This window comes from Sphingomonas zeicaulis, from assembly GCF_050433225.1.
GTDB lineage: Bacteria > Pseudomonadota > Alphaproteobacteria > Sphingomonadales > Sphingomonadaceae > Sphingomonas_D > Sphingomonas_D zeicaulis.
Genome location: NZ_JBNPXQ010000005.1, coordinates 294,706 through 317,725 on the forward strand (window position 1 = coordinate 294,706; position 23,020 = coordinate 317,725).

17 protein-coding genes are annotated in these 23,020 nt (G+C 68.7%); 3 read left to right on the top strand and 14 right to left on the bottom strand.

All coding sequences use genetic code 11. The annotated features are described in order from the left end of the window. Positions 1-37: 37 nt before the first annotated feature. From FHS96_RS18225 to tagH, 3 genes are read left to right on the top strand one after another with little or no spacing between them, the layout of a single operon-like run. Positions 38-2,029 (top strand): type VI secretion system Vgr family protein, encoded by a 1,992-nt coding sequence (locus tag FHS96_RS18225; protein ID WP_429594769.1) that lies wholly within the window; start codon positions 38-40, stop codon positions 2,027-2,029. Further along, on the top strand, positions 2,026-2,574 hold the full coding sequence (locus FHS96_RS18230; protein WP_429594772.1) for a DUF6931 family protein: 549 nt from the start codon (positions 2,026-2,028) through the stop codon (positions 2,572-2,574). The genes FHS96_RS18225 and FHS96_RS18230 overlap by 4 nt, the downstream gene beginning before the upstream one ends. Beyond that, the gene (gene tagH, locus FHS96_RS18235) at positions 2,571-3,923 is read left to right on the top strand and encodes a type VI secretion system-associated FHA domain protein TagH (RefSeq protein ID WP_429594775.1); all 1,353 of its coding nucleotides are present in this window, start codon (positions 2,571-2,573) and stop codon (positions 3,921-3,923) included. Before FHS96_RS18230 ends, tagH begins: the two co-directional genes overlap by 4 nt. An 87-nt stretch (positions 3,924-4,010) precedes the next feature. Here the strand turns inward: tagH and FHS96_RS18240 are convergent, their stop codons facing one another. The 14 genes from FHS96_RS18240 to tssE all read right to left on the bottom strand — a co-directional run bounded on the left by FHS96_RS18240 (position 4,011) and on the right by tssE (position 22,955). Then, positions 4,011-4,529, bottom strand: a complete 519-nt coding sequence (locus tag FHS96_RS18240; RefSeq protein WP_429594778.1) for a DUF1097 domain-containing protein — start codon at positions 4,527-4,529, stop codon at positions 4,011-4,013. A 40-nt stretch (positions 4,530-4,569) separates the two neighbouring features. Then, the gene (locus tag FHS96_RS18245; protein ID WP_429594781.1) at positions 4,570-5,313 is read right to left on the bottom strand and encodes an SDR family NAD(P)-dependent oxidoreductase; all 744 of its coding nucleotides are present in this window, start codon (positions 5,311-5,313) and stop codon (positions 4,570-4,572) included. An 11-nt stretch (positions 5,314-5,324) separates the two neighbouring features. After that, on the bottom strand, positions 5,325-6,062 hold the full coding sequence (locus FHS96_RS18250) for an SDR family oxidoreductase (RefSeq protein ID WP_429594784.1): 738 nt from the start codon (positions 6,060-6,062) through the stop codon (positions 5,325-5,327). Positions 6,063-6,152: 90 nt separating this feature from the next. Further along, the gene (locus FHS96_RS18255; RefSeq protein WP_429594787.1) at positions 6,153-7,076 is read right to left on the bottom strand and encodes a helix-turn-helix domain-containing protein; all 924 of its coding nucleotides are present in this window, start codon (positions 7,074-7,076) and stop codon (positions 6,153-6,155) included. A 99-nt stretch (positions 7,077-7,175) separates the two neighbouring features. Continuing rightward, positions 7,176-7,940: a PP2C family protein-serine/threonine phosphatase gene (locus tag FHS96_RS18260; RefSeq protein ID WP_429594791.1), complete on the bottom strand. Its 765-nt coding sequence runs from the start codon at positions 7,938-7,940 to the stop codon at positions 7,176-7,178. Further along, positions 7,940-8,524, bottom strand: coding sequence for a type VI secretion system-associated protein TagF (gene tagF / locus FHS96_RS18265; protein ID WP_429594794.1), 585 nt, complete (start codon positions 8,522-8,524; stop codon positions 7,940-7,942). The genes FHS96_RS18260 and tagF overlap by 1 nt, the downstream gene beginning before the upstream one ends. Further along, the gene (gene tssM, locus FHS96_RS18270; RefSeq protein WP_429594797.1) at positions 8,494-11,943 is read right to left on the bottom strand and encodes a type VI secretion system membrane subunit TssM; all 3,450 of its coding nucleotides are present in this window, start codon (positions 11,941-11,943) and stop codon (positions 8,494-8,496) included. Before tssM ends, tagF begins: the two co-directional genes overlap by 31 nt. Continuing rightward, the gene (icmH, locus tag FHS96_RS18275; protein ID WP_429594800.1) at positions 11,940-13,280 is read right to left on the bottom strand and encodes a type IVB secretion system protein IcmH/DotU; all 1,341 of its coding nucleotides are present in this window, start codon (positions 13,278-13,280) and stop codon (positions 11,940-11,942) included. The genes tssM and icmH overlap by 4 nt, the downstream gene beginning before the upstream one ends. Continuing rightward, positions 13,256-14,599, bottom strand: a complete 1,344-nt coding sequence (gene tssK / locus FHS96_RS18280) for a type VI secretion system baseplate subunit TssK (protein WP_429594802.1) — start codon at positions 14,597-14,599, stop codon at positions 13,256-13,258. The genes icmH and tssK overlap by 25 nt, the downstream gene beginning before the upstream one ends. A gap of 14 nt (positions 14,600-14,613) precedes the next feature. Continuing rightward, complete coding sequence (locus FHS96_RS18285; protein ID WP_429594805.1) at positions 14,614-16,950, bottom strand: serine/threonine-protein kinase; 2,337 nt, start codon at positions 16,948-16,950, stop codon at positions 14,614-14,616. Continuing rightward, positions 16,947-19,574, bottom strand: a complete 2,628-nt coding sequence (tssH, locus tag FHS96_RS18290; protein ID WP_429594808.1) for a type VI secretion system ATPase TssH — start codon at positions 19,572-19,574, stop codon at positions 16,947-16,949. The genes FHS96_RS18285 and tssH overlap by 4 nt, the downstream gene beginning before the upstream one ends. Further along, on the bottom strand, positions 19,571-20,614 hold the full coding sequence (tssG, locus tag FHS96_RS18295; RefSeq protein ID WP_429594811.1) for a type VI secretion system baseplate subunit TssG: 1,044 nt from the start codon (positions 20,612-20,614) through the stop codon (positions 19,571-19,573). The genes tssH and tssG overlap by 4 nt, the downstream gene beginning before the upstream one ends. Beyond that, entirely contained in the window at positions 20,578-22,425 is a 1,848-nt protein-coding gene (gene tssF / locus FHS96_RS18300) for a type VI secretion system baseplate subunit TssF (RefSeq protein WP_429594813.1), read from the bottom strand. The genes tssG and tssF overlap by 37 nt, the downstream gene beginning before the upstream one ends. After that, a complete protein-coding gene (gene tssE / locus FHS96_RS18305) occupies positions 22,425-22,955 on the bottom strand; it encodes a type VI secretion system baseplate subunit TssE (protein WP_429594816.1) in 531 nt (176 codons plus the stop codon). The genes tssF and tssE overlap by 1 nt, the downstream gene beginning before the upstream one ends. Positions 22,956-23,020: the final 65 nt, after the last annotated feature.

Below are 23,020 nucleotides of genomic sequence, written 5' to 3' on the forward strand. Positions count from 1 at the left end.
TGCGCCCGCCGCCCGTTGCGGCGGAGGTGTTGTCGCGATGAACGGATCGGTCGAACGGCAGGCAGCGATAGACATCGATCTCGGCGCAGGCGAGATTAAACTCATTTCAGTTGAAACAGATGAACGATTGAGCGAGACATTCCTGATCGTCGCCGAGGTCGTGACTCAGAAGGAGATCGATCTCGTCCCGAATGTGGGCAAGCCTGCTCGCTTCGATATTTTCGAATCGAGCCGCCTCGTCCGACATTTTCATGGCCTTCTCGCAGAGATCGATCATGTCATGGAGGATGGCGCCGGCTTTCACTATCGCCTCGTCTTCAGGCCATGGACATATTTCCTGCAGTTCAACCGCGCCTATCGCATCTTCGAGGCGAAGTCGGCGGTGGACATCATCAAGGAGGTGCTGAGCGCGCACGGCGTGCGCACCGACTATAGCCGGCTGCGCGCCACCTACCGGCCGCGTCCTTATTGCATGCAGTATCAGGAAAGCGACCTGCAGTTCCTCTCGCGGATCATGGAGCAGGACGGCATCTACTATTTCTTCCGCCACGAAGCGGGCGATCATGTGCTGGTGCTGTGCGACAGCCGCGCGGCTCACCAGCCCGCCCCCGGCTATACCGCGCTGCGCTTCCCGCGCGCGATGCTGGGCGAAGCCGGATCCCCGGAAATGATCTGGGATTGGCACGAACATTATGTCGCCTCGGCCGAGCGCGATATCGTGCTGCAAGCGCATGATCCGGCGTCGGCGCGCGTGCTGGACGCGACCAGCACCGGCGCGGCGCGCAACAAGGCGGAAACGGCGGAAGTGCATGCGCATGTTGGGGGCTTCGACCAGGCGTCGCTCGGCACGCATTGGGCAAAAGTGCGGCTGGAGGCGACGCAGGCCGCGCGGCACCGCTTCCGCGGCCGCGGCGACGCGCTGGGGATCGGCTGCGGCAACCTGCTCAAACTCAGCGACGATACGGGTCGACGTGGCGTCAATGCCGAGTTCCTGCTGACCGCGGTCAGGCACCACATTCCCGTCGAACCGCTGCGCTCGGGCGCCACCCAGCCCGCGCGCTCGGTCGAGATCGAAGCGGTGCTCGCCAGCACGCCCTATCGGGCTCCACAACGCACCGCGAAGCCGGTCGCGGCGGGGCCGGAAACCGCGATCGTCGTCGAAGGCGGCGCCGACGACAGCAATGCAGATCCGCAAGGCCGGGTGCGCGTCGAATTCCACTGGGCGGCGCGATCGAAGGCACGCGCGCCCCGGCGCTCTTGCTGGCTGCGCGTCTCACACCCGTCGGCAGGCGCCGATTTCGGCCATTTCGTCCTGCCCCGCAACCGTCAGGAGGTCGTGGTGTCGTTCCTCGAAGGCGATCCCGATCGCCCGCTGATCACCGGCCGAGTCTATAATGGCGATCATCGCCATCCCTATGGCCTGCCCGAAAAGCGCACGCGATCTGTCTGGCGATCGCGAACCATCGGCCGCGCGGGGAGCTATGCCGGGGCCGAGAAGCAGCCCTCCGGCCCGGCCTTCAACGAACTCAGCTTCGAGGACAAGGGCGGCGCCGAGGAGGTCTATCTGCGCGCGCAACGCGACCGCCGCACCGAGGTGATGCTCGACGACGACCTGACCGTGCAACGCGATCGCTCCGCGCGGATCGGCCGCGACCGCAAGACGGCGGTGCGCGGCGACGACCAGCTCACTGTCGAACGCGGCGACATGCGCGTCACGGCACAGCGCGGCTCGGTGGTGATCGAGGCTACGCGCAAGCTGGTTCTGAAAGTCGGCATGAACGCGATCGTCATCGACAAGGCGGGCATCAGCATCGCCGGTATGACCGTCACCAGCATCGGTGTCACCTCGAACATGATGCTTGGTGCCAAGGCCGAGGTGCAGGGCGCGGTCATGGCGCGGCTGACCGGGGCGGTCGCACTGCTCACCCCCGGACCGGGTGCGGGTGTCCAGGCCGCGCAGCAGATCGCCAAGGGCATGGCCTCCGCACAACTTGCCGCGGGCGGGCCGCTGCCGGGGATCAAGCCATGACCGCCTGGCCGCGTGTCCTGTGGAGCGAGGCGGGACAGATCACCGCCCGCCTCGACTGGCCGGTCACCCGTGACGCGGCGCTGCCGCCCGAGACCTTCTACGCCGCGTTGCGTGCGGAGGCGATGCTGGCAGAGGCGGTGCTGTATCTGGCGCAGGCCCTGTCCCGCCGCGATGCCATCGCCTGGTCGGTGGAGGCGATCGAACGGCAGGGCAGCGCGCCCGTGCAGCCGGTGCTGGCTGCCGCGCGTGCATGGCTCGACGATCCGTCGGACGCGCGGCGCAACGACGCCGACCAGCTCGCGCGGGAAGCGACGCCCGGCAGCGCCGAGCATCATCTCGCCACCGCGATCCATTTCTCCGGGGGGTCGATCCTGCCGCCCGGCGAACCGGCTGTGCTGCCGCCACTGGACGCCTGCGGCCGCTTTGCGGGTGCCGCAATCATCGCCGCCGCCACCCGCACGGCCGATTTTGACGAAGCGCTGCGCGCTGCACTCGATGAGGGCGAGCGGTTTGCGCGCGGAGAACGGGACGAGAGCTGGACATGATCTTGACGCTTCACATCGCCGAGCAGCGCGAGGCGGGGCCGGAACCGGCGATGGCAACGCTCCGGCTCGACCGCCACGGCGCGATCATTGGCCGTTCGGCGCACGCCGATTGGCCCCTGCCCGATCCGCGCAACTACATCTCGTCGCGCCATTGCGAGATCAGCTTTCGCGACGGCACCTATCTGCTGACCGACCGGAGCACCAACGGCACCTTCATCAACGGCGCGAGCGATCGCCTCGCGGCGCCGCATCCCATCGCCGCCGGCGACGAGATATTGATCGGCCATTTCCTGGTCCGCGTCACGCTCGACGCCGGCGAAGCGATGGCCAAGGTAGCGCCACCCCCCACCGCTGCGCCCGCCGCAACGGCGGATGCAGCGCTCGACTGGCCGTCCTGGTCGACGCCGGCAACCGAGCCGGACGAATGGGCGCCGGTGATGCCGGCCGCGCAGGCAGCGGCAATTGGCGTCTGGGGCGACATCCCCGTCGCGCGGGCGCCCGAGGAACTCGCCTGGGGAACCCCCGCCGCGCCCGCGATCAGCGGTGCCGGGGCGCTCTCCGGGCATTGGGCACCGCCACAGCCCCGCGCGGCCGAACCGGTGCGTCCCGCCCCGGTCGCGCCGGTCCCGCCGGCGGACGACATCTGGGCGCGGTTGGCCGAGGGGCATCAGGTGGACTGGGGTCTGGAGGCGCCCCCGGCAAAAACCCCAGAGCCGGAAGCAGCGCAATCTGCCTCCCCCCTTCCGGATTCCGCCGACGACGTCTGGGCCGCCTTCCTTCGCGGCGCACAGCTTGCTCCCGGCGAAGTCGGCATTCCCGCCGAAGCGGCGGCTGAACTCGCCGGAACCGCGTTGCGGCTGCTGCTTGCCGGGCTGCTGCCGCTGGTCGAGGCGCGGTCGCGCGCCAAGGCGCAGATGGGTGCCGTCAACACGATCCTCGAGTTCGACGGCAACAATCCGCTGAAGTTCGTCCGGTCGCCCACGCGTGCGCTCGCGCTGCTGCTCAACCCGCCGCAGCCCGGCTTCATGACCACCGCGCGCGCCGTCGACAGCGCCTATCGCGACCTGCAGGCACATCAGATGGCGACACTGATGGCGATGCAGGGCGCACTACGCGCGACACTCGACGATTTCTCCCCCGTCGCGATCCGCAGCCGCATGCGCGCGCACCGCGGCGGCCGCGCCGCGTTCTTGCCGATCCTCGAAGATGCGCGCGCCTGGCGCGCCTATGAGGAGGAATTCGACGGGGTTACGGCCGGATCGAGCGAAGCCTTCATAGACATGTTCGCCAAGGAATTTCGCGCAGCCTATGAGCGGATTTCGCAAGCGGGGGATGGCGCAGGCACCTGATCGGGCCACCGCCAGCCGGACAATCCCCGCCCCGTGGATCTGCGGGGACCATGGTTGGTGGCCCCCGCGTCCCCGACATGCTTCGTCCTATCGCGGACGAGTGACAGCTTCGATCTGCTGCGAGACCCAGCCGGCGATGAAGCCCAGGGCGACAGCGGCGGCCAAGACCACGACCGTACCGGGGCTCGGCTCACGGTGCGCGGCGAAGACCGTGATCAGGCCGATGAAATAGGCCAGCAGATTGTTGAACGCCGGCAGGCCGCGCGTGGCGATGACGGTGCACGCGACGGCGAACACCACGGCTGGCAGGGCGGCGCCGCCGAGGCTTGGACCCAGCGTTTCGACGGCGATCATCGCCAGCGATCCGAGCGCAAGGCCCAGCACGACGCAGGTGAAGCTTTGCAGTCCGGCGACCGGATTTGGGCGGGTGAAATACGCCACCCACCCCATGAACATGATCCACGGCGCCCACCCCAGCGACAATGTGGCGAACGCCGCAACGGCGGCCGTCAGCGCGGCGGTGCCGGTAAGAATGATATAGCGGCCGGCCGCATTCTTGGCCGGATAGACAATCTGCGCCGTTGCGGCGTCGGTATGTGTCGGCATGCTGTCAGCTCCCATCGTCGGCTTGCAGGCTGGGGCGTCGTCAGACCCTGAAGCCGGCGGTCACCTCGAGGTGGTGCCCGGTCACGAGGCGGGCGGCATCGGACAGGAGGAAAGCGACCGATCCGACCAGATCTTCCGCCCGCGGCAATCGCCCCATCGGTGAAGCGGCAAAGAAGGTTTGCCGCGCTTCGTCATCCATCCGGGTGAAGATCCCCGATCCTTCCACCGCACCGGGCGAAAGCGAGTTCGCGGTGACGCCGCGCGGTCCCAGTTCCAGCGCCAGGACCTCGATCATGGTGCGGACCGCGGCCTTGGTCGCGGCATAGGCGCCTGAGTTCGGCGGCGGATAGCGCGCGATGGTCGATCCGGTGGCGATCACCCGGCCACCGTCCACCACATGCCGCGCAGCCTGTTGCAGCGTGAAGAAGGTGCCCTTCACATTGATGTCGACCACCCGGTCGAGATCCTCCTCGCTCATCTCCGCGAACGGCGCCTCGACATTCTCGATGCCCGCATTCGCAATGACCGCGTGGAGTTCGCCGAGCTGCGATCTCACGTCCGTGAACAGGCGCTCCACGTCCGCGCGGGTACGACTGTTTGCCTTGATGACAACCGCGTCGGCGCCCAGCCGCGTCAGCCGTCCGCGGGTTGCCTCTGCCGCATCCTCATCACCGGAATAGCTGAGCGCCAGCCGGTATCCGAGACCGGCCAGGTGCTCCGCAACCGCGCGCCCGATACCCTTGGTACCGCCGGTGACCAGGACGATCTTGCCGTTTCCGTCCATCTGCATCCTCCTCAGATCATGCCGCCGTTGACGCGGAGCACCTGGCCATTGACCCACCCGCCGTCAGGGCCGAGCAGGAAGGCGACGGCTCCGACGATGTCGCCGGGTTCGCCCAGCCGACCCAACGGGATCAGCTTGGTCGTGCCTTCGATCTCCGCATCGCTCTTGCCGTCGAGGAACAGCTTGGTCCCCACGGGGCCCGGCGCGACGAGATTGACGGTGATCCCGCGCGGCGCGAGCTCCTTGACCAGGACGCGGCTCATCGCTTCCACACCCGCCTTCGTGGCGCCATAGACGCCGTAGCTCGGCGGTGAGAGCCCGATCACGCTGGACGAGAAACTCACGATCCGGCCGCCTTCACGGATCCGCCTGCCGCCCTCGCGGAGGCAGTTGAAAACACCCTTCAGGTTGATCGCGACATGCCGGTCGAAGGTTTCATCGTCGGTCTCGACGATCCTGGTCAAATGCATGATGCCGGCGTTGTTGACGATCGCGTCGACGCCGCCGAAGGCCTGTTCGGTCGCGTCGAACAGCTGAGTGACCTGGGCAGGATCGCTGACATCGGCCTTGACCGCGATGACGCTGCCGCCGGCAGCTTCAATCCGCTGTGCCAGTTCGATCGCGGGCTTCTCATTGCCCGAGAAATTGATCGTGACCGCCCAACCATCTCCAGCCAGTCGCTCGGCGACTGCGGCACCGATGCCCTGGGATGATCCGGTTACGATGACCGATCGGGTCGACATTGCCATGTGCAACTCCCTGTGCGTTGAAATCGCACGGGGGACGCACGCTGCGCGCCTCTGTTCCGCTCATGCCCAGCATGAGCAACTTCACCGAAATTAATGACGATCCGACCGAATTCTGGCTTCCGCCCGATAGATGCGGGGTGTTGCTCCCACCTGCCGATGGAACGCGCTCGAGAAGGATCCAGCGCTCGTATATCCGCAATGCCGGCCGATTTCGGCGACCGTCAGGTCGGTGGTCCTGAGCATCCGGCGCGCTGCCTCTATTCGAATTGTCGTCAGGTAGGCGAAGGGTGTCATTCCCAGGCGCTCGCGAAAGCGCCGCACGAAATGGTGCACGCTGATGCAGGCCTCCCTGGCCAGCGCGGCCAGCGTCAGTTCCTCGCCGAAGTGGCTGGACATATAGTCCAGCACCCTCGCCAGCTGGCGATCGCCGAACGCTTCGGGAGCCCTGCGATCGCTTTCGGGCTCCCACCAACCGGCATGTCTCGCCAGCAAATGCGCCGCCAGGAAGCGTGTTGCCTGTTCTTCGTAGATGCCGGGCATTTGCTCGTGCATCGCACCGAGAATCTCGACCGCCAGCGCCGCAACGGTCGGATCCCGCAACACCAATGCGGACAGCGGCTGGTCAGAGTAACGGGTTCCGATCCGCCGATATTCCTCCGCGACCTCGCCGATGATGGCGCTGGACAAGTACAGGTGGGCCGTCTCGAACCGGTTGTCCGCGTCCAGCGCCTGCCACGACATGCGTGTCGTCTCGCCCGGCCGGGTGAGACCGGCATTTCCGCTCTCGTACAGGGCGGTATGCCAGCGGCCCTGCTTGAAGACCTGGATCATGCTGCGCCCGCGCGTGGCTACGACCAGGGTGACATCGCCGGTGGCGTGCGTCTCGAAAACGTCGGATTTTCCCAGACCCCGATGATGATCGAGCAGCAATCCCCGCCAGGCAAGGTCCCGACTGCTGGCGATCAGATGGTTCGGCTTCGCCGACGCGCAATCGAGACTGAGGGGACTGAACATCGCGCTCCTTCGGCGGGCGGGATCCGGGCGAATCGCCAGATCACGGGCATAGGCCTACCGTCCGCATTTTGGAAAGTTCGCGGCTCCTGCCCGCCGCTGTCAGTCCGCGGCTGCGTTCAACGGCTCCATCTGGGTCAGCGTCGTCGGTTCGCATGCAACGATGATGAGCGTGACATTATCGGGTGCACCGCGTTGCAGCGCGAGTTCCAGAAGGCGCTCGGCGGCATCCTCGGGGCGGCGGCGTGCCAGCAACGCTGCGATCTCAGCCTCGCTCACCATGCGCGTCAGCCCGTCGCTGCAGAGCAGGAAAACATCATCCGCCTGCACCGCGTCGCTGCGCCGGTCGAGCACGACGTGATCGTGCACACCGACCGCGCGGGTCAGGACATGCCCCAGCGGGTGACGTCGCGCATCTTCCTCGCTCAGTAGCCCCTGATCGACGAATTGCTGAACCTGTGAATGATCGGTGGTGAGTTGGCTGAGCCGGTCTGCGCGCAGCAGATAGACCCTGCTGTCTCCCACCCAGCGCACGCTGAAACGGCCGTCGCTGACCAGCAGGGCGACCAGCGTCGAACCGCTGAGCCGACCCGCGTTCCGCCCGGCCATCACGATCTGCGTATTGGCGGCATCGATCGCACGGACCAGCGCCGCGTCCCCGGCGCCATGGCCTTCAGGCAGCGCTACCGACCGCAGACCTTCGGCGATCGTCGCCGACGCCCATTTGCCGCCGCGATGGCCGCCCATGCCATCGGCGACCGCCCATAGGCCGTCATGCACCCGATCGACGAACGCATCCTCATTGACGGAACGAACGCATCCGACATGGGTCAGCACCGCATGCTCGAACCGCAGCGCTGCGGCCATCACTTTGTCTCCTCAACATCCAGCATTTCGGTAATCAGCCGCCGTCCGGGCGAGGTGGGTGTCAGCGCTCGCGCCGACACCCCTTCCCGCGGCGTGGTCCAAAGCCGCGGCGGCGGCGGTTCGGCCGCGGGTGACATCCAGGGCGACGGCTCGATCGCGTCGAGCGCCGTTTTCAACTGATCGGCGTTCCAAAGTTCGTCGATCGCCTGCCGGCAGCACGCTTCCACCGCCCCGGCGAACGCCTCCATCTCATCAGCCGCCGGCGGCCCCATCGCCCGCGCACCGGCCACCAGCAGGAAGGCGCGATTGGCGCGATCACGGCTCGGCAAAATGGCGCCTACATGCCACTGCCGGTCGATCAGGCCGGGATCGAAGCAGAAGCGCCACGGCGACGCTGCGCTGTGGCGGGCGCCGAACGCCGCTCCCATCCGAACACGCGCTTCATCCAGGCCGGCGCTGCACCATGCATCCCACGCCGCAGCTACACGCGGGACCGCGCGGCGGACGAAATCACCGTGCGCCGGCAGCTTGCCGACAAGATAGGGTGCGGCCGTCACAGCCGCACCGGGCAGCGCAGCGACCACAGCCCGCCCCGCCCGAACGGATTGGTCCGACCCGGCAGCTGTATGCGGAAGGTCGCGAAGGCCTTGCCCTGGCCGAAGGTCGCACGGATCGCGGTTTCACCCGCATTCTCCTTCTGCGCGCCGTCCATCAGCCGGAAAAGCGCCCACGCGCCCTCTGCATCGCGCCGGAACACCTCCTTCTTGCCCGAGAACAGCACCACGCTCGCCGTGGGCAATCCATCGATCGTCCAGGTCACGGGCCGGGCGCCGCTCGATCCGCGTTCGAAGCGATGCGTCACGCCGCCCGAGGTGAAGACAGCGGCATCGACCCCGCCGCCGAGGATGACGTCCGAGATATTGATCGTAAGACCGCCGCTCAGGAGATCGCGGATGCTGCCGGACTGCTGGAACCGCTCCGCGCTGGCGGGATCGAACCGTCCCGCCACCGGATCGTCGGCGCGCCATCGCCAGACCGGCCCGGCGGTGTCGAGCAGCGGGGCGAGCCTGGTCACGAATGAGTCGATCTGCCCGCTCGCACCAAAGACGCGGACCATCTCCGGCCCCGGGGCGTCGTTGGCGGCGACACCGAAAAACGGATAGCGATCGTCGACCACCGCACGACAGGCCGGCAGCAGCGTCGCTGCGTAGTCGTCGGCGATTGCGCCCTGTGCCGATTGCGCCGCGGCCCCGCGACCCGCCCGGCTCGCCTCCGACACGAAGGGCTGGAGCTGGGGCGGCGCCACCGCCCCGCTGGTCACGACATCGCCGACCGCGCCCGCAAGCTGCCCCTGCACTGCGCCCCCGCCCGCCGCTCCCACCGCGTCGGCGGCTGAGCGCGCGGAGGCGGCGCGGCGCACCGCGTCGACGAAGGCATCGATGGGGGCCGGGCTGCGGCCATCGCCGACGAACTCTGCGATCGGCCGAAAATGCGCCTGGATCGTCTGGCCCGCATCGAACCCACCGCCGGATACCTGCCTTGCCAGCCGCGCCGCGACCGCGACACGACCGCCAACCGGCAGCTTCACGCCCTTCGCGGGCATCGCGAGATCGGCATTCTTGCGGATCTCGAGCAACAGCAGCTTGAGGGCGGAAGGCGTCTTGCTGAACGCACCGAGCGCTGCCGGATCGGCAAAATAGTTTCCTGGTTGCGGCAATGTCGCAACTTTATCCCACGCCGCAACATAATCCCGTGCATAGAGTGCGGCGACGCCGTCGCGCAGCCCGGTGAGCCCCTGTCGCGTCGCCTGGCTGTCGGCATCGCGGCCGAATACCCAGAGGTCACTGCGCATATCCTGCTGAACGGTCTGCAGACCGCGCTGATAGCCAAGCCGATAGCCCTCCCGCGTAAACAGCCAGGGCACCTCCAGCGCGGCGACCGCCTCCCCGTTGGCGAAGGCAAGCGCATCGCCCGCGCTGAGCACGGTCGCGGCCGTCCAGTCCGGCTTGTTCACCGCGCCGGCCCGCTGTCGCAAAATCGCATACGCCCGGTCGCTGAGCGACAGGGTTTGTAGGGCCGCGCGGCTGCGCGCAATCAGCGCGCCATCCAGCGGCGCCCGGCCTTCGCGCCATACCTGCCCCAGCCGCGGATCGGCCAGCATCGCGTCGACATGCTCGGCAAGCTGCCGGCGGACATCGGCGCGGTCTCCGCCAGGCAGCGTCGAACGCTCCCAATCGTCGAGCAGATAGGCGCGGATCGCGCGGGCATCGCGCGGCCCCTGCCCGCCCAGCATCAGATAGACTTTCAGCGGTTCATAGAGTTGAAGCGGCTGACCGGCATCCTGCTGCAGCCGTCGTTCGAGCTGGAGCAGCAGCCGCGGCAGCAGGATCCGCTGCGTCGTCTCGAGATACGCTTGCTGGGCAGCGGCAGCATGGCCGGCCTGGAACAGCCCCCAGCGCATCATCAGTGGTGGTCCGCCCGCCCGCTGATCTGCAAACCCCTGCGGCAAGCCGCGTAACGCGCGCAACACCGTCAGCGCCTGTTCGAGATCGGGATCGCCACTGCGCACCTCAACAAGGTCGATGCCCGCCGCCCGAACCTCCTGCGTGGCGGCCTGCGCGCCGCCGAGCAGGTCGGTCTGCAGCGCGCGATTGCGCGCATAGCTGGTGCCGAGCAGCCCCAGGCCGGTCACCGCCAGCACCGCCAGCGCCACGGCACCGGCAACCAGCGTGCCACGCCGTCGCGCGATGAAGGCGGCGTCGGGGCGGAGCAGCCCCGGCTCGGCAAGGATCACTTCGGTGAACAGCCGGTTTATGAAATAGGCCCGCCCGGCACCAGGCGCGGGCGGCGGCACCGGCGCCTGCCCGGCATAGGTCGCAGCGATCGATCCCAGCATCCGGTCGAGCGGTGTGCCATGCTGGACGCCGCTGGTGAAATAGATGCCGCGAACGATTCCGAACGGGCGCGGATCAGCGGTCGGCGCGAGCGCGCCTTCGACGAAGCGGTGCAGACGTGCGCGAAGCGCATCCAGCTGCGCGGGGAAGCCGAGGATCAGCGCCCGTCGTGCCGGATCGGGCTCCTCCTGCAGCCGCTTCGCAGTGCGCGCGCCGATTTCCATCGCCAGCTGATCGACCTGCTCGAGCAGCGCGGCGGCGCTGGTCGGCATGTCCCCAGCCGACAGCGGCAGTGTCGCGCCGAGCACGGCCCGCCGGCCATCGACGTTGAGATCGTCGAAAAACGCCTCGAAGCCGGCAAGCAGATCTGCCTTGGTCAGCATCAGGTAGATCGGCACCCGCGCCTGGATCGCGGTGCGGATTTCCTCCAGCCGGTGGCGGACCGCACGCGCATGCGCATCGATCGAAGCCAGCGTGCCACCGGCGAGCTCGTCGACGCCGATCGCCACCAGCACGCCATTGACAGGCTGCGCAGGGCGGAACCGAGCCAAGTGCGCAAGGAAGCTGCGCCAGCCCGCGGCATCGACCGCCTCGTCCGAATCCTGGGTCGTATAGCGGCCGGCGGTGTCGATCAGCACCGCCTCGTCGGCGAACCAGAAATCGAGACTGCGCGTACCGCCGACGCCACCCAATGCCCGGTCGGTCCGCGGAAAACGCAGGCCGGACTGGGCGAGCGCAGTGGTCTTGCCCGCGCCCGGCGGACCGACGATGACATACCAGGGACGGCTGTAGAGATAGCCGCGCCGTCCACCCGCCGCCTTTCGAAGCTGGGCGAGGGCTTCACGCATCCGGTCTGCAACGGCATCGTTTTCCTCGTCGGCAGGATCCGCCAGTTCGGCCGCGATGGCATCGGCAGCGCGCGTGGCGCGTCTCATCCGCCACCAAGCTGCCGCTCCCCACAGTGCCGCGACCACGAGCACGAGCAAAAGCCGCACCCAAATGGGCCGCAGTCCCAGCAGCAGGAAGGGGAGCAGCACCGCAAGGATCAGCGCGACGGTGATCGCCACCAGCGCCGAAAGCGTCCACCAGCTTCGCAATATCTTCATCATCGTGCCGTTTCCTGGACGAGGACGATCTCGACCCGCCGGTTGAGCGCCTTGCCGGCCGGGCCGTTGTTGGCGGTGATCGGCCGGCTCGCGCCGAACCCTTCGATCGTCACCCGGTCCGGCGCGCTCAACCGCGACCGGATCAGCGCGCCCGCTGCCTCGGCGCGCGCCTTGGAAAGCGCGACATTGTCGGGGAAGGTCAGGGTCGCGACCGCGTCGGAATCGGCATGACCTTCCACCCGGACGCGACCGGGCTCGGCTTCGATGGCTGTGCCGATGCGCTCGAACAGCGGGCGGGCGCGTGCCTCCAGCGCATCCGACCCCGACGCGAACAGGCCGCCGACCGTGGTGCGGACGCGCACGCTGGTCGCGTCCTGCTCCACAGTCACCAGACGCTGGGCGATTTCGGGTGCGAGGAAGCGCCGCAACCGATCGCCGGCTTCATTGTCCGGCGCAGCGACCGGCGCGGCATTGCGTGACAGCCGCAGCGGCTGGTCGGGATTGACGCCGGTCAGCGCGTCCAAAGCCGGCTGGCCGGTCTGCGCTAGGATCAGCCGCAGCACCAGCAGCGCGAGGATCAGCAACAGCACGCCCCCGGCGCTGCCGAGCAGCAGCGGCGGCCACGCGCCGATGCGCCGCATCGGCGTCGGCGTACCGCGCCACTGCGGGGAAAGCTCGGTCTGCGACAATCCGCGCACGTGCGGCAGCGCCGCATAGGCCCGCGTCATCACGTCGTGAAGCTGGCGGCGGCCGTCCGGCGCCACGCGATAGCGGCCCTCGAAACCCGCCGCGAGGCACGCATGATAGAGTTCTATCAGCGCCGCGCACTCTGCGGGCCGATGCAGCATCTCGTCGAGCAGCAGCCAGAAGCGGTCACCGCCGATATTCTCGCCGAACGCGCGAACGATCAGGCTGCGCCGCGCCCATTCGACCCCCTCCCCGGCTCGCCCCGGCAGGTTCTGCGCGATGTCGTCCGCGGTGGCGAGGACGCCATAGCGCGCGCGCCGCCGCGTCTCGGCGTCGATCGGCAGCGCCGAGAGCGCGGCATCGAAGGCATCGCCGAGCTTGATCGCGATCCGGTGCAGATCAGGCAGTGGCAGGCGCACGCGGCCCGCGCGCATGCCCGCCATCAGCGCCAGCAACGCTGTCGCGGCGGATAGCATCGGGTTGCGCACCGCTTCGGGCGGTGGCGGCCGCGGCACATCATCCTCGCGCAGGCCTGCACGCGGCGCGTGTGGAGGTTCCGCGGCAGGTCTGCCGACCGGTGCCGCGGGACGCAGCATCGTCCGCCCGCCCGACTCGTTCGGCCCATCGCTCACCGCGCGGCGCCCTTCACCCACCACAGTTCCATGCGCAGTTCGGGCCACTCGCCTGCGACGTGCAGGCCGAGCGCGGGCGCAGTGGCGAAGTCGGACCAGTCGGCGGCGGACCGGTCGAGCTCGAAATAGACATAGCCGGGCAGTGCGCGGAGCTGCGGCGGCGGGGTCGGCATCGCGCTCAGCGGCACGCCGGCCAGCGCGGAATCGACGATCTGGCGCATCTTCTGGACCGCGCCGATCTTGGCGACGGCGGGGAAACGACTGCGGATCTCCTCGGCCGGCACCCGCGCCCCGACCGCCAGATAGGCGCGGCCAGCCATGAACTGCTTGTGGTCGGCGATGCGCGCGGCATAGGCGCCGGGGCCCGCCTGCTGCAGCGGCAGTTGCAGCGCCGAACGATCATAGACCGCCGACAGCGCCGCCTGCAGCGCCTCGACCACCGCCTCGAACACCGGCTGCAGCGCCTCATGGTCATAGGGCGGCAGCGCTGGCGCACGCCGATCCGCGCGGGTCAAGGTCGCCAACTCGCCGGCCATGCCGAGGAACGCCTCGTACAGCCGCTCCGGGTGGACGTGCGGCAGCGCGGCAAGATGGCCGAGTTGCGCCACCCAGCGGTTGAGCGCCTGGAGCATCAGGAAGCTTGCGAGGCTTTCCGATCCGGCGTCGACCGCCTCCACCGCGCGGACGGCCAGTTCCTCCACGCGCTGTTCGGCACGACCGATGATGTCGGCGAGAAAACCCGTGAGCCGCGGGCTCGCCCGCACGTCGAGGCAGGGCGGGATGTAGCGATCGTCGAACGCAATCATCCCGTTGCGGACCTCGCGGACCCGCGCGAGGCCCAGCAGGATGCGTCCCTGCGTCTGGTCGCGCGTGGCACCGAAGCGCAGGTTGGGCCGCGCGATCTCGATCGGCTCGCGCGCGCGCTCTTCGGAGAAGCCGTCGGCGACCTCCTCGTCGTCGACGCGGAAGCGCGCGCCCTGGACCTGGTGATCGCCCGTCGTGCGAAACAGCACCGCGCCGTCCTGCATCGCCGGCAGGGTAAGATGAACGATCGTATCGCGGGTATCGCCGCCGACCTCGACGGGGGTCGGCGGCGGCAGGTCCTGCGGGAAGGCGAAAGGCGTTCCGTCCGGCAGCACGCCCGAGGCGCGTTCGACAGCGAACTGGCCGAGCGCGGCGAGATCTGCATCGAGCTTCAGCTCCAGCAGTCCCCAGGCATAGGGCCTCAGTGGCCGAACCCGTGCGACCGTCGCGGCTTCGATGTGCCGATCCTGCTGCTGAAAATGCTGGGGGCGCAGGAACATGCCCTCGCGCCACGCGACGCGGCCATTCTGTGTCATGGGATCAATCCGTCTTAATGGTATCGGCTGCGGTCTTCGCGCTTGCCGTTCTCGTCGCGCGCCGCATCCTTCGCGCAGCTGTCCGTTGCGAGCCGCCTCCAGCGGCGATAGCGGCCGCCCTTGCCCTCGATCCGGCCATCGTACCGGCGCAGCGCCACCTCGCCCGACTGCCCCGCCTGCACCGAACATTCGGCGAAGACGCGGGCGACGCAGGCCGAAAGCGGCGCCCGGCCGAGCTGGCGCCATTTGCCGTCATGCCGCCAGCAGGCCTCGCCCTCCTCCGCCTTCGCGGCCGGTTCGGGCGTTGCTGTCGGGATTGGCGTGGCCACCACCGCCCGCCGCGCGGCCGGCAGCTTCGCCACGCGGGCCGGCGCCACCGGTCGCGCCGGATCGGCGATCGTATCCGCCACGGTGAACCAGGCAACGCGGGTCGACCATTGCTGTGCGGAGGCCGTGCGCTCTAGCGCCTGCAGGAATGCCTGGCCGGGCAGCATCCCGCCGCCGCGCGTCGCCCCCAGATCGGGCGCGCCATTGGCCTCGATCATCGCCACGCCATTGGCTCCGAGCATCGGCTCGCACAACGTTACCCGCACGCGGCCATCGGGCAGGCGACCGACGCGGTCGGGTTGGCTGCGCGCCAGTGCTTCGAGCTCGACACGGCTCCGGCTGATCACGCGCGCCTGCCCCGTCGGCTGGATCGCCAGCAGCGCGAAGTCGCGGCTCGGATCGGGCGGTGCCAACGTGATCACCGGCCGTGCCTGCGATCCGGCCGGACAACCCGGCGCGTCCCCGCTCCGCTCGAAGCTGGGCTGTTCCGGCAGCAGCGGCGGCGGGCCGTCCCCCTCGATCGCACGGAACCGGCGCAGCCCGTCCACTGCGGCGCATTGGCGCGGATCGAGTGGCTGGATGCCGCTGCCATCGGGCGCGCCCGGCAGCGCGCCGGCCCCGGCCTTCGCAAAAGCCGCGGATGCCGCCGCCGCCGGGTCCGCCGCGACGCCACTCAGCGCCGGCGCGGCACCATCCCCGCCCGACCAGCTCAACCACGAACAGGCGACATCCGGATAGGCGAGCGCAACATGGCTGCTCCCCGCAGCCTGGACCGGCGCCGCGACCACCGGGCTCGCTTCGGGCTCAGGCGTACCCTTGTCGCCACGCGTGGCGCCCCAGGCGAGCAGCCCCAGCGCAAGGGGGGCCGCCAGCAGCGGTGCCCGGCGATGCCAGCGCCGCGCCGGCTTGCGCGGGGCGACAGGAAGCCGGGGGGGAGCGGTGGGGCTTGGCGGGGGAGAAACCGGTGCGAACAGGGTCTTTTCGGGGGGAGCCGGTGTGGCGGCCGGCGGAATGGTTGGCTGCCGTGCGCCGAACCCCAGTCGTCGCCGCCAGTCGGTGGTCGGCGGGCTCACAGCGAGCCCGGTCACGTCGATGGCGTCGAGAGCCTTCAGCACATCGTGCATCGATCGCGTCCGCCGCTTGGGATCGGGGGCGAGCATACCGCCCAGCATCGGCCGCAGCGGATCGGGAATGCCAGCAAGACTGGGCACGTTGCGCCGGCGATCGACCGCCTCCGCCAGCGAATTGCCCATGTCCGCCGCCTCGCCGCGCGCATAAGCGAGCAGCACCAGCGCCACGCTGTAGACGTCGGTCCAAGGCCCGATATCGCGACCGAAATTGCCGAACTGCTCGGGCGCGACATAGCCGATCTTGCCGGCGAACCCGTCGCCGATCACGGTCTCGCTGCCGATCGCCAGGCTCTTGGCGATACCGAAATCGATGATCTTCGCAGCCCCGATGCCGGCGTCCGGGATCAGGATATTGTCAGGCGAGATGTCGCGGTGGATCGCACCTGAGTCGTTCGCCACCGCGAGCGCCTGCGCCATGCGCCGCCCCAACGTCACGACGTCTGCGAGCGATGCCGGCTTGCGGACCAGCAGCGACGACAGCGGCCGGCCATCGATGAAGTCGGTGACGATATAGGTCGCATCATAGGCGGGGTCGCGCGCCAGCACGCGATACTGGACGATTGTCGGATGCGACAGCTGCGTCAGGATCCGCGCTTCCTTCCGGAACATCGTCTGGACGCGCGGATCGCTGGCGAGATGACGATGGACGACCTTGATCGCGACGCGCTCGTCGGTCTCGACGTTCACGCCCGCGAACACCTGCCCCATCCCGCCGCGGGCCACCGGCCGCTCGACGCGGTAGATGCCGTTGAGCACTACGCCGACCGTGATCGGGCGTGCCTCGCCATCGCCCGCCGCGCCGGGATAGGAGCCGCCCGAAAGCGAGCCCTGGGGCAACGAGCCGGTGCCGGGCCGCAGCTCGGTTGCCGGCGCCTCATCATCCTCGCCCGTCATTCCGCCGCATCCAGCATCGGCGCAGGCGCCGGACGGCCGATGCGATAGGCGAAGCGATCCTCGTCGACGCTGACGCGCAGCGCGATGATCGCATCGCCCTCGGCCTGATGCGTCAGGAACAGCCTGGCGATATCGGGCAGCAACTGGTTGGTCAGGATCGCATCGATGATCCGTCCGCCCGATGCAGGCTCGGTGCAGCGCGCCACAACGAAGTCGATGACGCTGTCGTCATAGTCCAGTGCCACGTCATGGGTGTCGGCGACCCGCCGGCGAATGCGCTCCAACTTCAACCGCACGACCCGATCGAGCATCTCGCGCGACAATGGTCGATAGGGCAGCACGATCAGCCGGCCGAGCAGCGCCGGCGGGAATGTCTGGAGCAGCGCCGGGCGAACGGCGCCGGCCAGTTCCTCGGGCTCACGCGCGATCTCGCCATTGCCGGTCAGCGTCGCGATCACGTCGGTGCCGACATTCGAGGTGAGCAGGATCAGCGTGTTGCGGAAGTCGATGTGGCGACCTTCCGAATCCTCCATATAGCCCTTGTCGAACACCTGGAAGAACATCTCGTGGACGTCGGGATGCGCCTTCTCGACCTCGTCGAGCAGCACCACCGAATAAGGCCGCCGCCTGACCGCCTCGGTCAGCACGCCGCCCTGGCCGTAGCCGACATAGCCCGCCGGCGCGCCCTTCAGGGTCGAGACGGTATGCGCCTCCTGAAACTCGCTCATGTTGATGACGATCAGGCTGTTCTCGTCCGAATGGAGCAGTTCGGCGAGCGCATGCGCGGTTTCGGTCTTGCCGACGCCCGAGGGGCCGCACAGCATGAAAACGCCGACCGGTTTCTCGGGATCGTCGAGCCCGGCACGACTGGTCTGGATGCGCCGCGCAATCATCTCCAGCGCACCATCCTGCCCGACCACGCGCTGGCGGAGCCGATCCGCGATTGCGAGCGTGGCACCAATGTCGTCCTTCACCATCCGGCCAACCGGGATGCCCGTCCAGTCCTGCACGACGGCGGCGATGGCCGCTGCATCGACCTCCCCAAAGACCAGGGGCGCGTCACCCTGAAGCGCGCGAAGCGCGGCAATCGCGGCGTCGAACGCGGCGCCTGCGTCGCTTCCGCTGTCCTCGATCCGCGCCGCGCGCACCGCCGCGATCAGCCTTTTCTCCTCGGCCCAGCGCGTCTCGAGGACGGCGAGTGCTGCCGCTTCGACGTCCCGCTCCGCCTCCAGGTCAGCGATTGTCGCGCCATCCGAATAGCGCCCGGCCACCTCGCGCCGTGCGGCCTCGAGTTCGACATCGAGCAGTTCGATGCGGCGGCGGCGATCCTCGACAGCGGCCGGCGCTCCATGGTGGGAAACAGCCACACGCGCCGCTGCCGTGTCGAGCAGGCTCACCGCCTTGTCGGGAAGCTGGCGCGCATGGATGTAACGCTGCGACAGGTGGACGGCGGCTTCCACCGCTTCGCTCAGGATCAGAACGTCATGGTGCGCCTCCATCACCGGCCGAACCGATCGCAGCATCGCGATCGCGGTCTCGATATCGGGCTCTCCGACATGGATCGGCTGGAAGCGACGGGTAAGCGCCGGATCCTTCTCGAAAAACTGACGATACTCGGCCCAGGTCGTCGCCGCGATCGTGCGCAGCCGGCCGCGCGCAAGCGCCGGCTTCAGCAGATTGGCGGCGTCACCGGTACCGGCCTGCCCGCCTGCGCCGATCAGCGTATGCGCCTCGTCAACGAACAGGATGATCGGCTGCGCCGCCGTTTCCACTTCGTCGATCACCTGGCGAAGCCGCTTCTCGAACTCCCCCTTCACGCCCGCCCCGGCGGAAAGCAGTCCGATGTCGAGCGCACGCAGTGCGACGTTCGCCAGTGGCGGCGGTACGTCGCCATCGGCGATGCGCCGGGCGAGCCCCTCGACCACGGCGGTTTTGCCGACCCCGGCCTCACCGGTGAGGATCGGGTTGTTCTGGCGCCGGCGCAGCAGGATATCGATCATCTGCCGGATCTCGGCATCGCGGCCGATCACCGCATCGATCTCCCCCTGCCTGGCCTTGGCGGTCAGATCGATCGAGAAGCGCTCCAGCGCCTCCCCTGTCGGGGCCTGCGGCACGGCGTCTCCGGTCATCGCGGCCGGAATGCCCTGCTCGCTCGACACGGAGACGATCGTTTCCAACTGCTGCTCCAGCCGCTCGGCGACGATCGCGCGGAATGCGGAGGAGATGGCGAACAGCGCGTTGCGCAACGTTGGCGTGGTCAGCATCGCCAGCAGCAGGTGTCCGGTGCGAACGCGCCCCTCGCCGAACCGCAGCGACGCGATCAGCCAGCCCTTTTCGATCGCTTCCTCAATCTGCGGCGAGAAATCGCTGATCGCAGTCGCACCGCGTGGCAGCATGTCCATCGCGCGCACGAGATCGGCCGCCAGCACGGTCTCCGAAACGCCGAAATGCGCGCGGATCAACGCGACGTCATTCTGCTGGTCCTGCAGCAGCAGCTGCAGCCAGTGGACGAGTTCGACATAGGGATTGCCGCGCATCCGGCAGAAGGCGGTTGCGCTTTCGATTGACTTGAGCGCGGTGGGGTTGAGCCGCCCGAACAGGGCGGACCGGCTGATGCCCGTCATTGCTGTATCTCCTGCATGGCCGAGGCGCCCGATCGGGGACGACCGCGTAATCTGGTGTCAGTGCGGATGCGCGAGGCGCCCTGATCCGGCGCGAGCCAACTCGTCCATCCGAGCGCACCGCGGCCGCCGAGCCGCGCGGGCGGTACCAGCGCCTCCGGCAATGCCAGCTCGATTTCCCATTCGAGATGCGGCGGTGCGAATGCCGTCAACGCCTCACAGAGCGCGGCTGAGCGCTGCCCCCCCGGCAACAGCGCCTCATAATCTCGCAGGCTACCGAGTGTGATGGTGACGCGGAACGCGGCATCCGCCATCGCGACACGTCCGCCGGCGACGGCGTCCTGCCCGAGCATCGCGAAGCCCTGCCCGAGCCGGGTCCGGTCCTCGGCTTCGATCGACCGCCAGCGCGGCACATATTCAGTCAGGCGAACCGGCGCGCGCAGCAGGTGAGTTAGGGCGTCCTCCAGCGCCACCGCGCTGCGCCGGCCGACGTAGAGCGCGGCGTAGCGCAGCCTGGCGGCCGCTGGCAGCGCCGCATCCGCGCGCACGCCGATCGTGGCACCGGTCAGCTCGCCGAGCATTGCAGTCAAGCGGTCGTCCGCCGGACGGTCCGCGCTAACATGTGGCGCCGCCGCGGCCCAAGCGCGATAGAAAAACTGCAGCATCCGGCCAGCGAGCAGGTCGAGAAAATCCCCGAACGGGCGGCTGGCGGCGTAGCGCTGCTCATAAGCGGCGAATTCGGTGAGGTGCAGCGGCATCGGCCCCATTGGGCCGGTGAGCCCCAGCCAATGGCCATCGACCCGCCCCTGCCCGGCTTCAACGCCGACCGCCTCCACCGACGCCGCCGGGAAGGCCATTGCCGGCGGTTGCCGCAACGTGACGAGATCCTGCGCCGGCAGCCGCGCCTCGCCAATGCGCGGCTGGCCCGGCGCTCGTGCTTCGGCGCCGCGCAGCAGCGCGAACGGCGCATAGCGCGCCGCCGCACCGGCTGCGCGCGCGAGGAAGCTCAGATGGGGCGGCGTCGGCTCAGGCGCGCTGGCCATTGCACGATCCTCCCTTCATGAACGCTCTCGAACGCGGTCTGGGTAAAGCTGTTGACCGCGGCGAACTCAGCGAGAAATCGCTCCACGACCGCGCCGAACAGGAACATGCGCGCACCATCGAAGCTCGCATCGTCCAACCGGATGAGGACGCCCTCGCCGCTGACGAACCCGCTGGCGGCGCCTGGCGCCCGCCGCATCACCGGCCGGGCATGGATCGCGAGCACGCCATCGATCTGTCGCCGATGCGCCGCATCTTCTGGCCGTGCATAGAGCGCGAGATGCTCGCGCAGCGCGGAGGCGTCGCCATCCGTGCCGATCAATGCGCTGTAATTGGGCGTCAAATGCGCGATCACGCGCCAGGCGGCATCGCCGATCGCCAGTGGTGGGCGGGGCCGGGTGGGCGGCACGATCGCCCGCACCGCGCGCACGGGCACGCCGTGGACATGGAAATCGGTGTCGCCACCGAGCCGCAACCGCATCGGCAGCTCCCGGTTGGTCACCAGCGCCCGCACGCCCAGCTCACGCACGCCGTCCAGCGCCTGCGGATCGCCTGGCGCCGTCAGCCCGATCCAGCTCTCGGTGCCAAGATAGTCGGTGCGGCGGCGCGCCCGCTGCTCGCGCGTGGACAAGCGGCGATGGCGCAACCGTATGCTGTAGGACAGCGCATGATCCCAGTCGTGGAGCAGGCCGGCACGATCGTGCAGCGGCGCCACGGGGCGGCCATCCACGGCATCCTCGCCATGCGCCGTTACAGCAAGGATGCGGAACAGTTCGAAGTCAAGCGGCCGCGCACGATCGGCGACGACGTGCCATTCATGATCGAAACCGCTGACCGCGACACGATCGAGCTGCTTTTCGAACAGATTGATCGCCGGCGCTGCGAAAAGCCGGAAATTGCCGGCATGAACAGCACCCGCCAATGCCGGCACCGTGCGACGGAAGAACAGCACCACGTCGCAACGATCGGTGCAGCCGGCGAAGGCTTTCACCAGCCCTTCCAGCGCGACGAAGTGGAAGCGCTGCGGCATCGCGAAATATTCTGCAAGCAGTCGATAGCCGCGGAACGATGGCAGGTTCGCGGGCAGCAGCGCGTCCTCATCGTCGAAGCCGATCTGCGCCGGCAGCGGCAGCGCCACCCGCGCCGGCCCGTCCGGCCGACCTGCAGACACCGCAACGCAATCGCCGATGAACTGCCTATACAATTCCCCCGGCACGATCTCGGCGCCGTCCAGATGGATGGGCAGCGATGCGAGCACGAGATCCGCCAGATTGGTGCCCGCCTGCGCCTCAATGCGCAGCCGCAACCCCGCGCGCGCATCGGCGGGAATATCCGCCGCCAGGCCTGCGAGGCTTGCCGGCGTGGGCAGATATTCCGCCTCGACGATCCTGAACGGCCAGAGCGTGACCGGTTGCGCGGTACGGAACACAACCCGCGTGGCCCCTTCGTCCCCTGCCACCGCCTCCAGCTGTGTCCCGCGGTTGATCGAGACCCCCTCGGCTAGCGCTGCCTCACCGTCCCTGGGTTCGAACGCCACCACGCACATCGACGGCGTCGGCGCGACATAATGTGGCTGCAGCGCCGAGAGCAGATACTGGGTAAAATCCGGAAACTGGTCGTCCAGCTTCAGCCTGACGCGTGCGCCGAGGAAGGCGACGCCCTCCAGCAGCCGCTCGACGTGCGGATCGGGTTCGCCGGGCGCATCGAGGCCCAACCGCCCGGCAACCGCTGCATGCTCGATGCCGAACGCACGCGCGGCTTCGCGCAGATAAACCAACTCATCGTTATAGGCACGGAGCAGCCGGGGATCCATCACGCCCCCGACAAGGCGACGGCCCCGGTGTCGATCTCGACATCGGTGCGGACCTCGATATCCATCGCCGCAAGCGCGGCGCTGATATCTCCCCGGATGATGAACGATACGACATTGGGCCGGGCGTCTTCCTGCGCCGGATCGACGGTGACGCTGTCAGCGGCAATCCGCGGTTCGAACAGCTGGACCGCGCGCCGCATCTCGTGCGCGCGATCGTCGATCGCCTGGCGGTGGAGCAGCTTGCCGGAGAGGTCGCCGAGGCCATAGTTGAGAACCGAACTGGTGACCGCCGCGCAACCGTCGAGGCTCTGCGCCGCGGCGAGGTTGGTGGTGTTGAGCAGCCAATGCAGTTCGCGCAGCACGGTGGCGCGCAACGCCGCCTCGTTGAAGCGCTCCATGCGCGGCGCGCTGTAGACTCGCAGGTTGGAGCGATCGAGCGCGGCGCCGGCACCCGCCGCTTCGCCGCCCCCATCGAGCACGGTGCCCGCGGCGAGCTTGTCGAACAGGGTGGGATTGAAGCGGCTGGCCATGGCGTGGATGTCGGCGGCGCGGGCTGCACGACGATTTCGCCAAGCCCGCGCTGTGTTACGATTGT

What these genes read in the sequence shown, in the direction of transcription:
- tssF (WP_429594813.1), bottom strand. Translation starts at nt 22,425, where the DNA reads ATGGATCCCCGGCTGCTCCGTGCCTATAACGATGAGTTGGTTTATCTG.
- FHS96_RS18240 (WP_429594778.1), bottom strand. Translation starts at nt 4,529, where the DNA reads ATGCCGACACATACCGACGCCGCAACGGCGCAGATTGTCTATCCGGCC.
- FHS96_RS18255 (WP_429594787.1), bottom strand. Translation starts at nt 7,076, where the DNA reads ATGTTCAGTCCCCTCAGTCTCGATTGCGCGTCGGCGAAGCCGAACCAT.
- FHS96_RS18285 (WP_429594805.1), bottom strand. Translation starts at nt 16,950, where the DNA reads ATGACGGGCGAGGATGATGAGGCGCCGGCAACCGAGCTGCGGCCCGGC.
- tagH (WP_429594775.1), top strand. Translation starts at nt 2,571, where the DNA reads ATGATCTTGACGCTTCACATCGCCGAGCAGCGCGAGGCGGGGCCGGAA.
- tssK (WP_429594802.1), bottom strand. Translation starts at nt 14,599, where the DNA reads ATGACACAGAATGGCCGCGTCGCGTGGCGCGAGGGCATGTTCCTGCGC.
- FHS96_RS18225 (WP_429594769.1), top strand. Translation starts at nt 38, where the DNA reads ATGAACGGATCGGTCGAACGGCAGGCAGCGATAGACATCGATCTCGGC.
- tssE (WP_429594816.1), bottom strand. Translation starts at nt 22,955, where the DNA reads ATGGCCAGCCGCTTCAATCCCACCCTGTTCGACAAGCTCGCCGCGGGC.
- tssM (WP_429594797.1), bottom strand. Translation starts at nt 11,943, where the DNA reads ATGATGAAGATATTGCGAAGCTGGTGGACGCTTTCGGCGCTGGTGGCG.
- FHS96_RS18250 (WP_429594784.1), bottom strand. Translation starts at nt 6,062, where the DNA reads ATGGCAATGTCGACCCGATCGGTCATCGTAACCGGATCATCCCAGGGC.
- tssG (WP_429594811.1), bottom strand. Translation starts at nt 20,614, where the DNA reads ATGGCCAGCGCGCCTGAGCCGACGCCGCCCCATCTGAGCTTCCTCGCG.
- tssH (WP_429594808.1), bottom strand. Translation starts at nt 19,574, where the DNA reads ATGACGGGCATCAGCCGGTCCGCCCTGTTCGGGCGGCTCAACCCCACC.
- FHS96_RS18245 (WP_429594781.1), bottom strand. Translation starts at nt 5,313, where the DNA reads ATGGACGGAAACGGCAAGATCGTCCTGGTCACCGGCGGTACCAAGGGT.
- FHS96_RS18260 (WP_429594791.1), bottom strand. Translation starts at nt 7,940, where the DNA reads ATGGCCGCAGCGCTGCGGTTCGAGCATGCGGTGCTGACCCATGTCGGA.
- FHS96_RS18230 (WP_429594772.1), top strand. Translation starts at nt 2,026, where the DNA reads ATGACCGCCTGGCCGCGTGTCCTGTGGAGCGAGGCGGGACAGATCACC.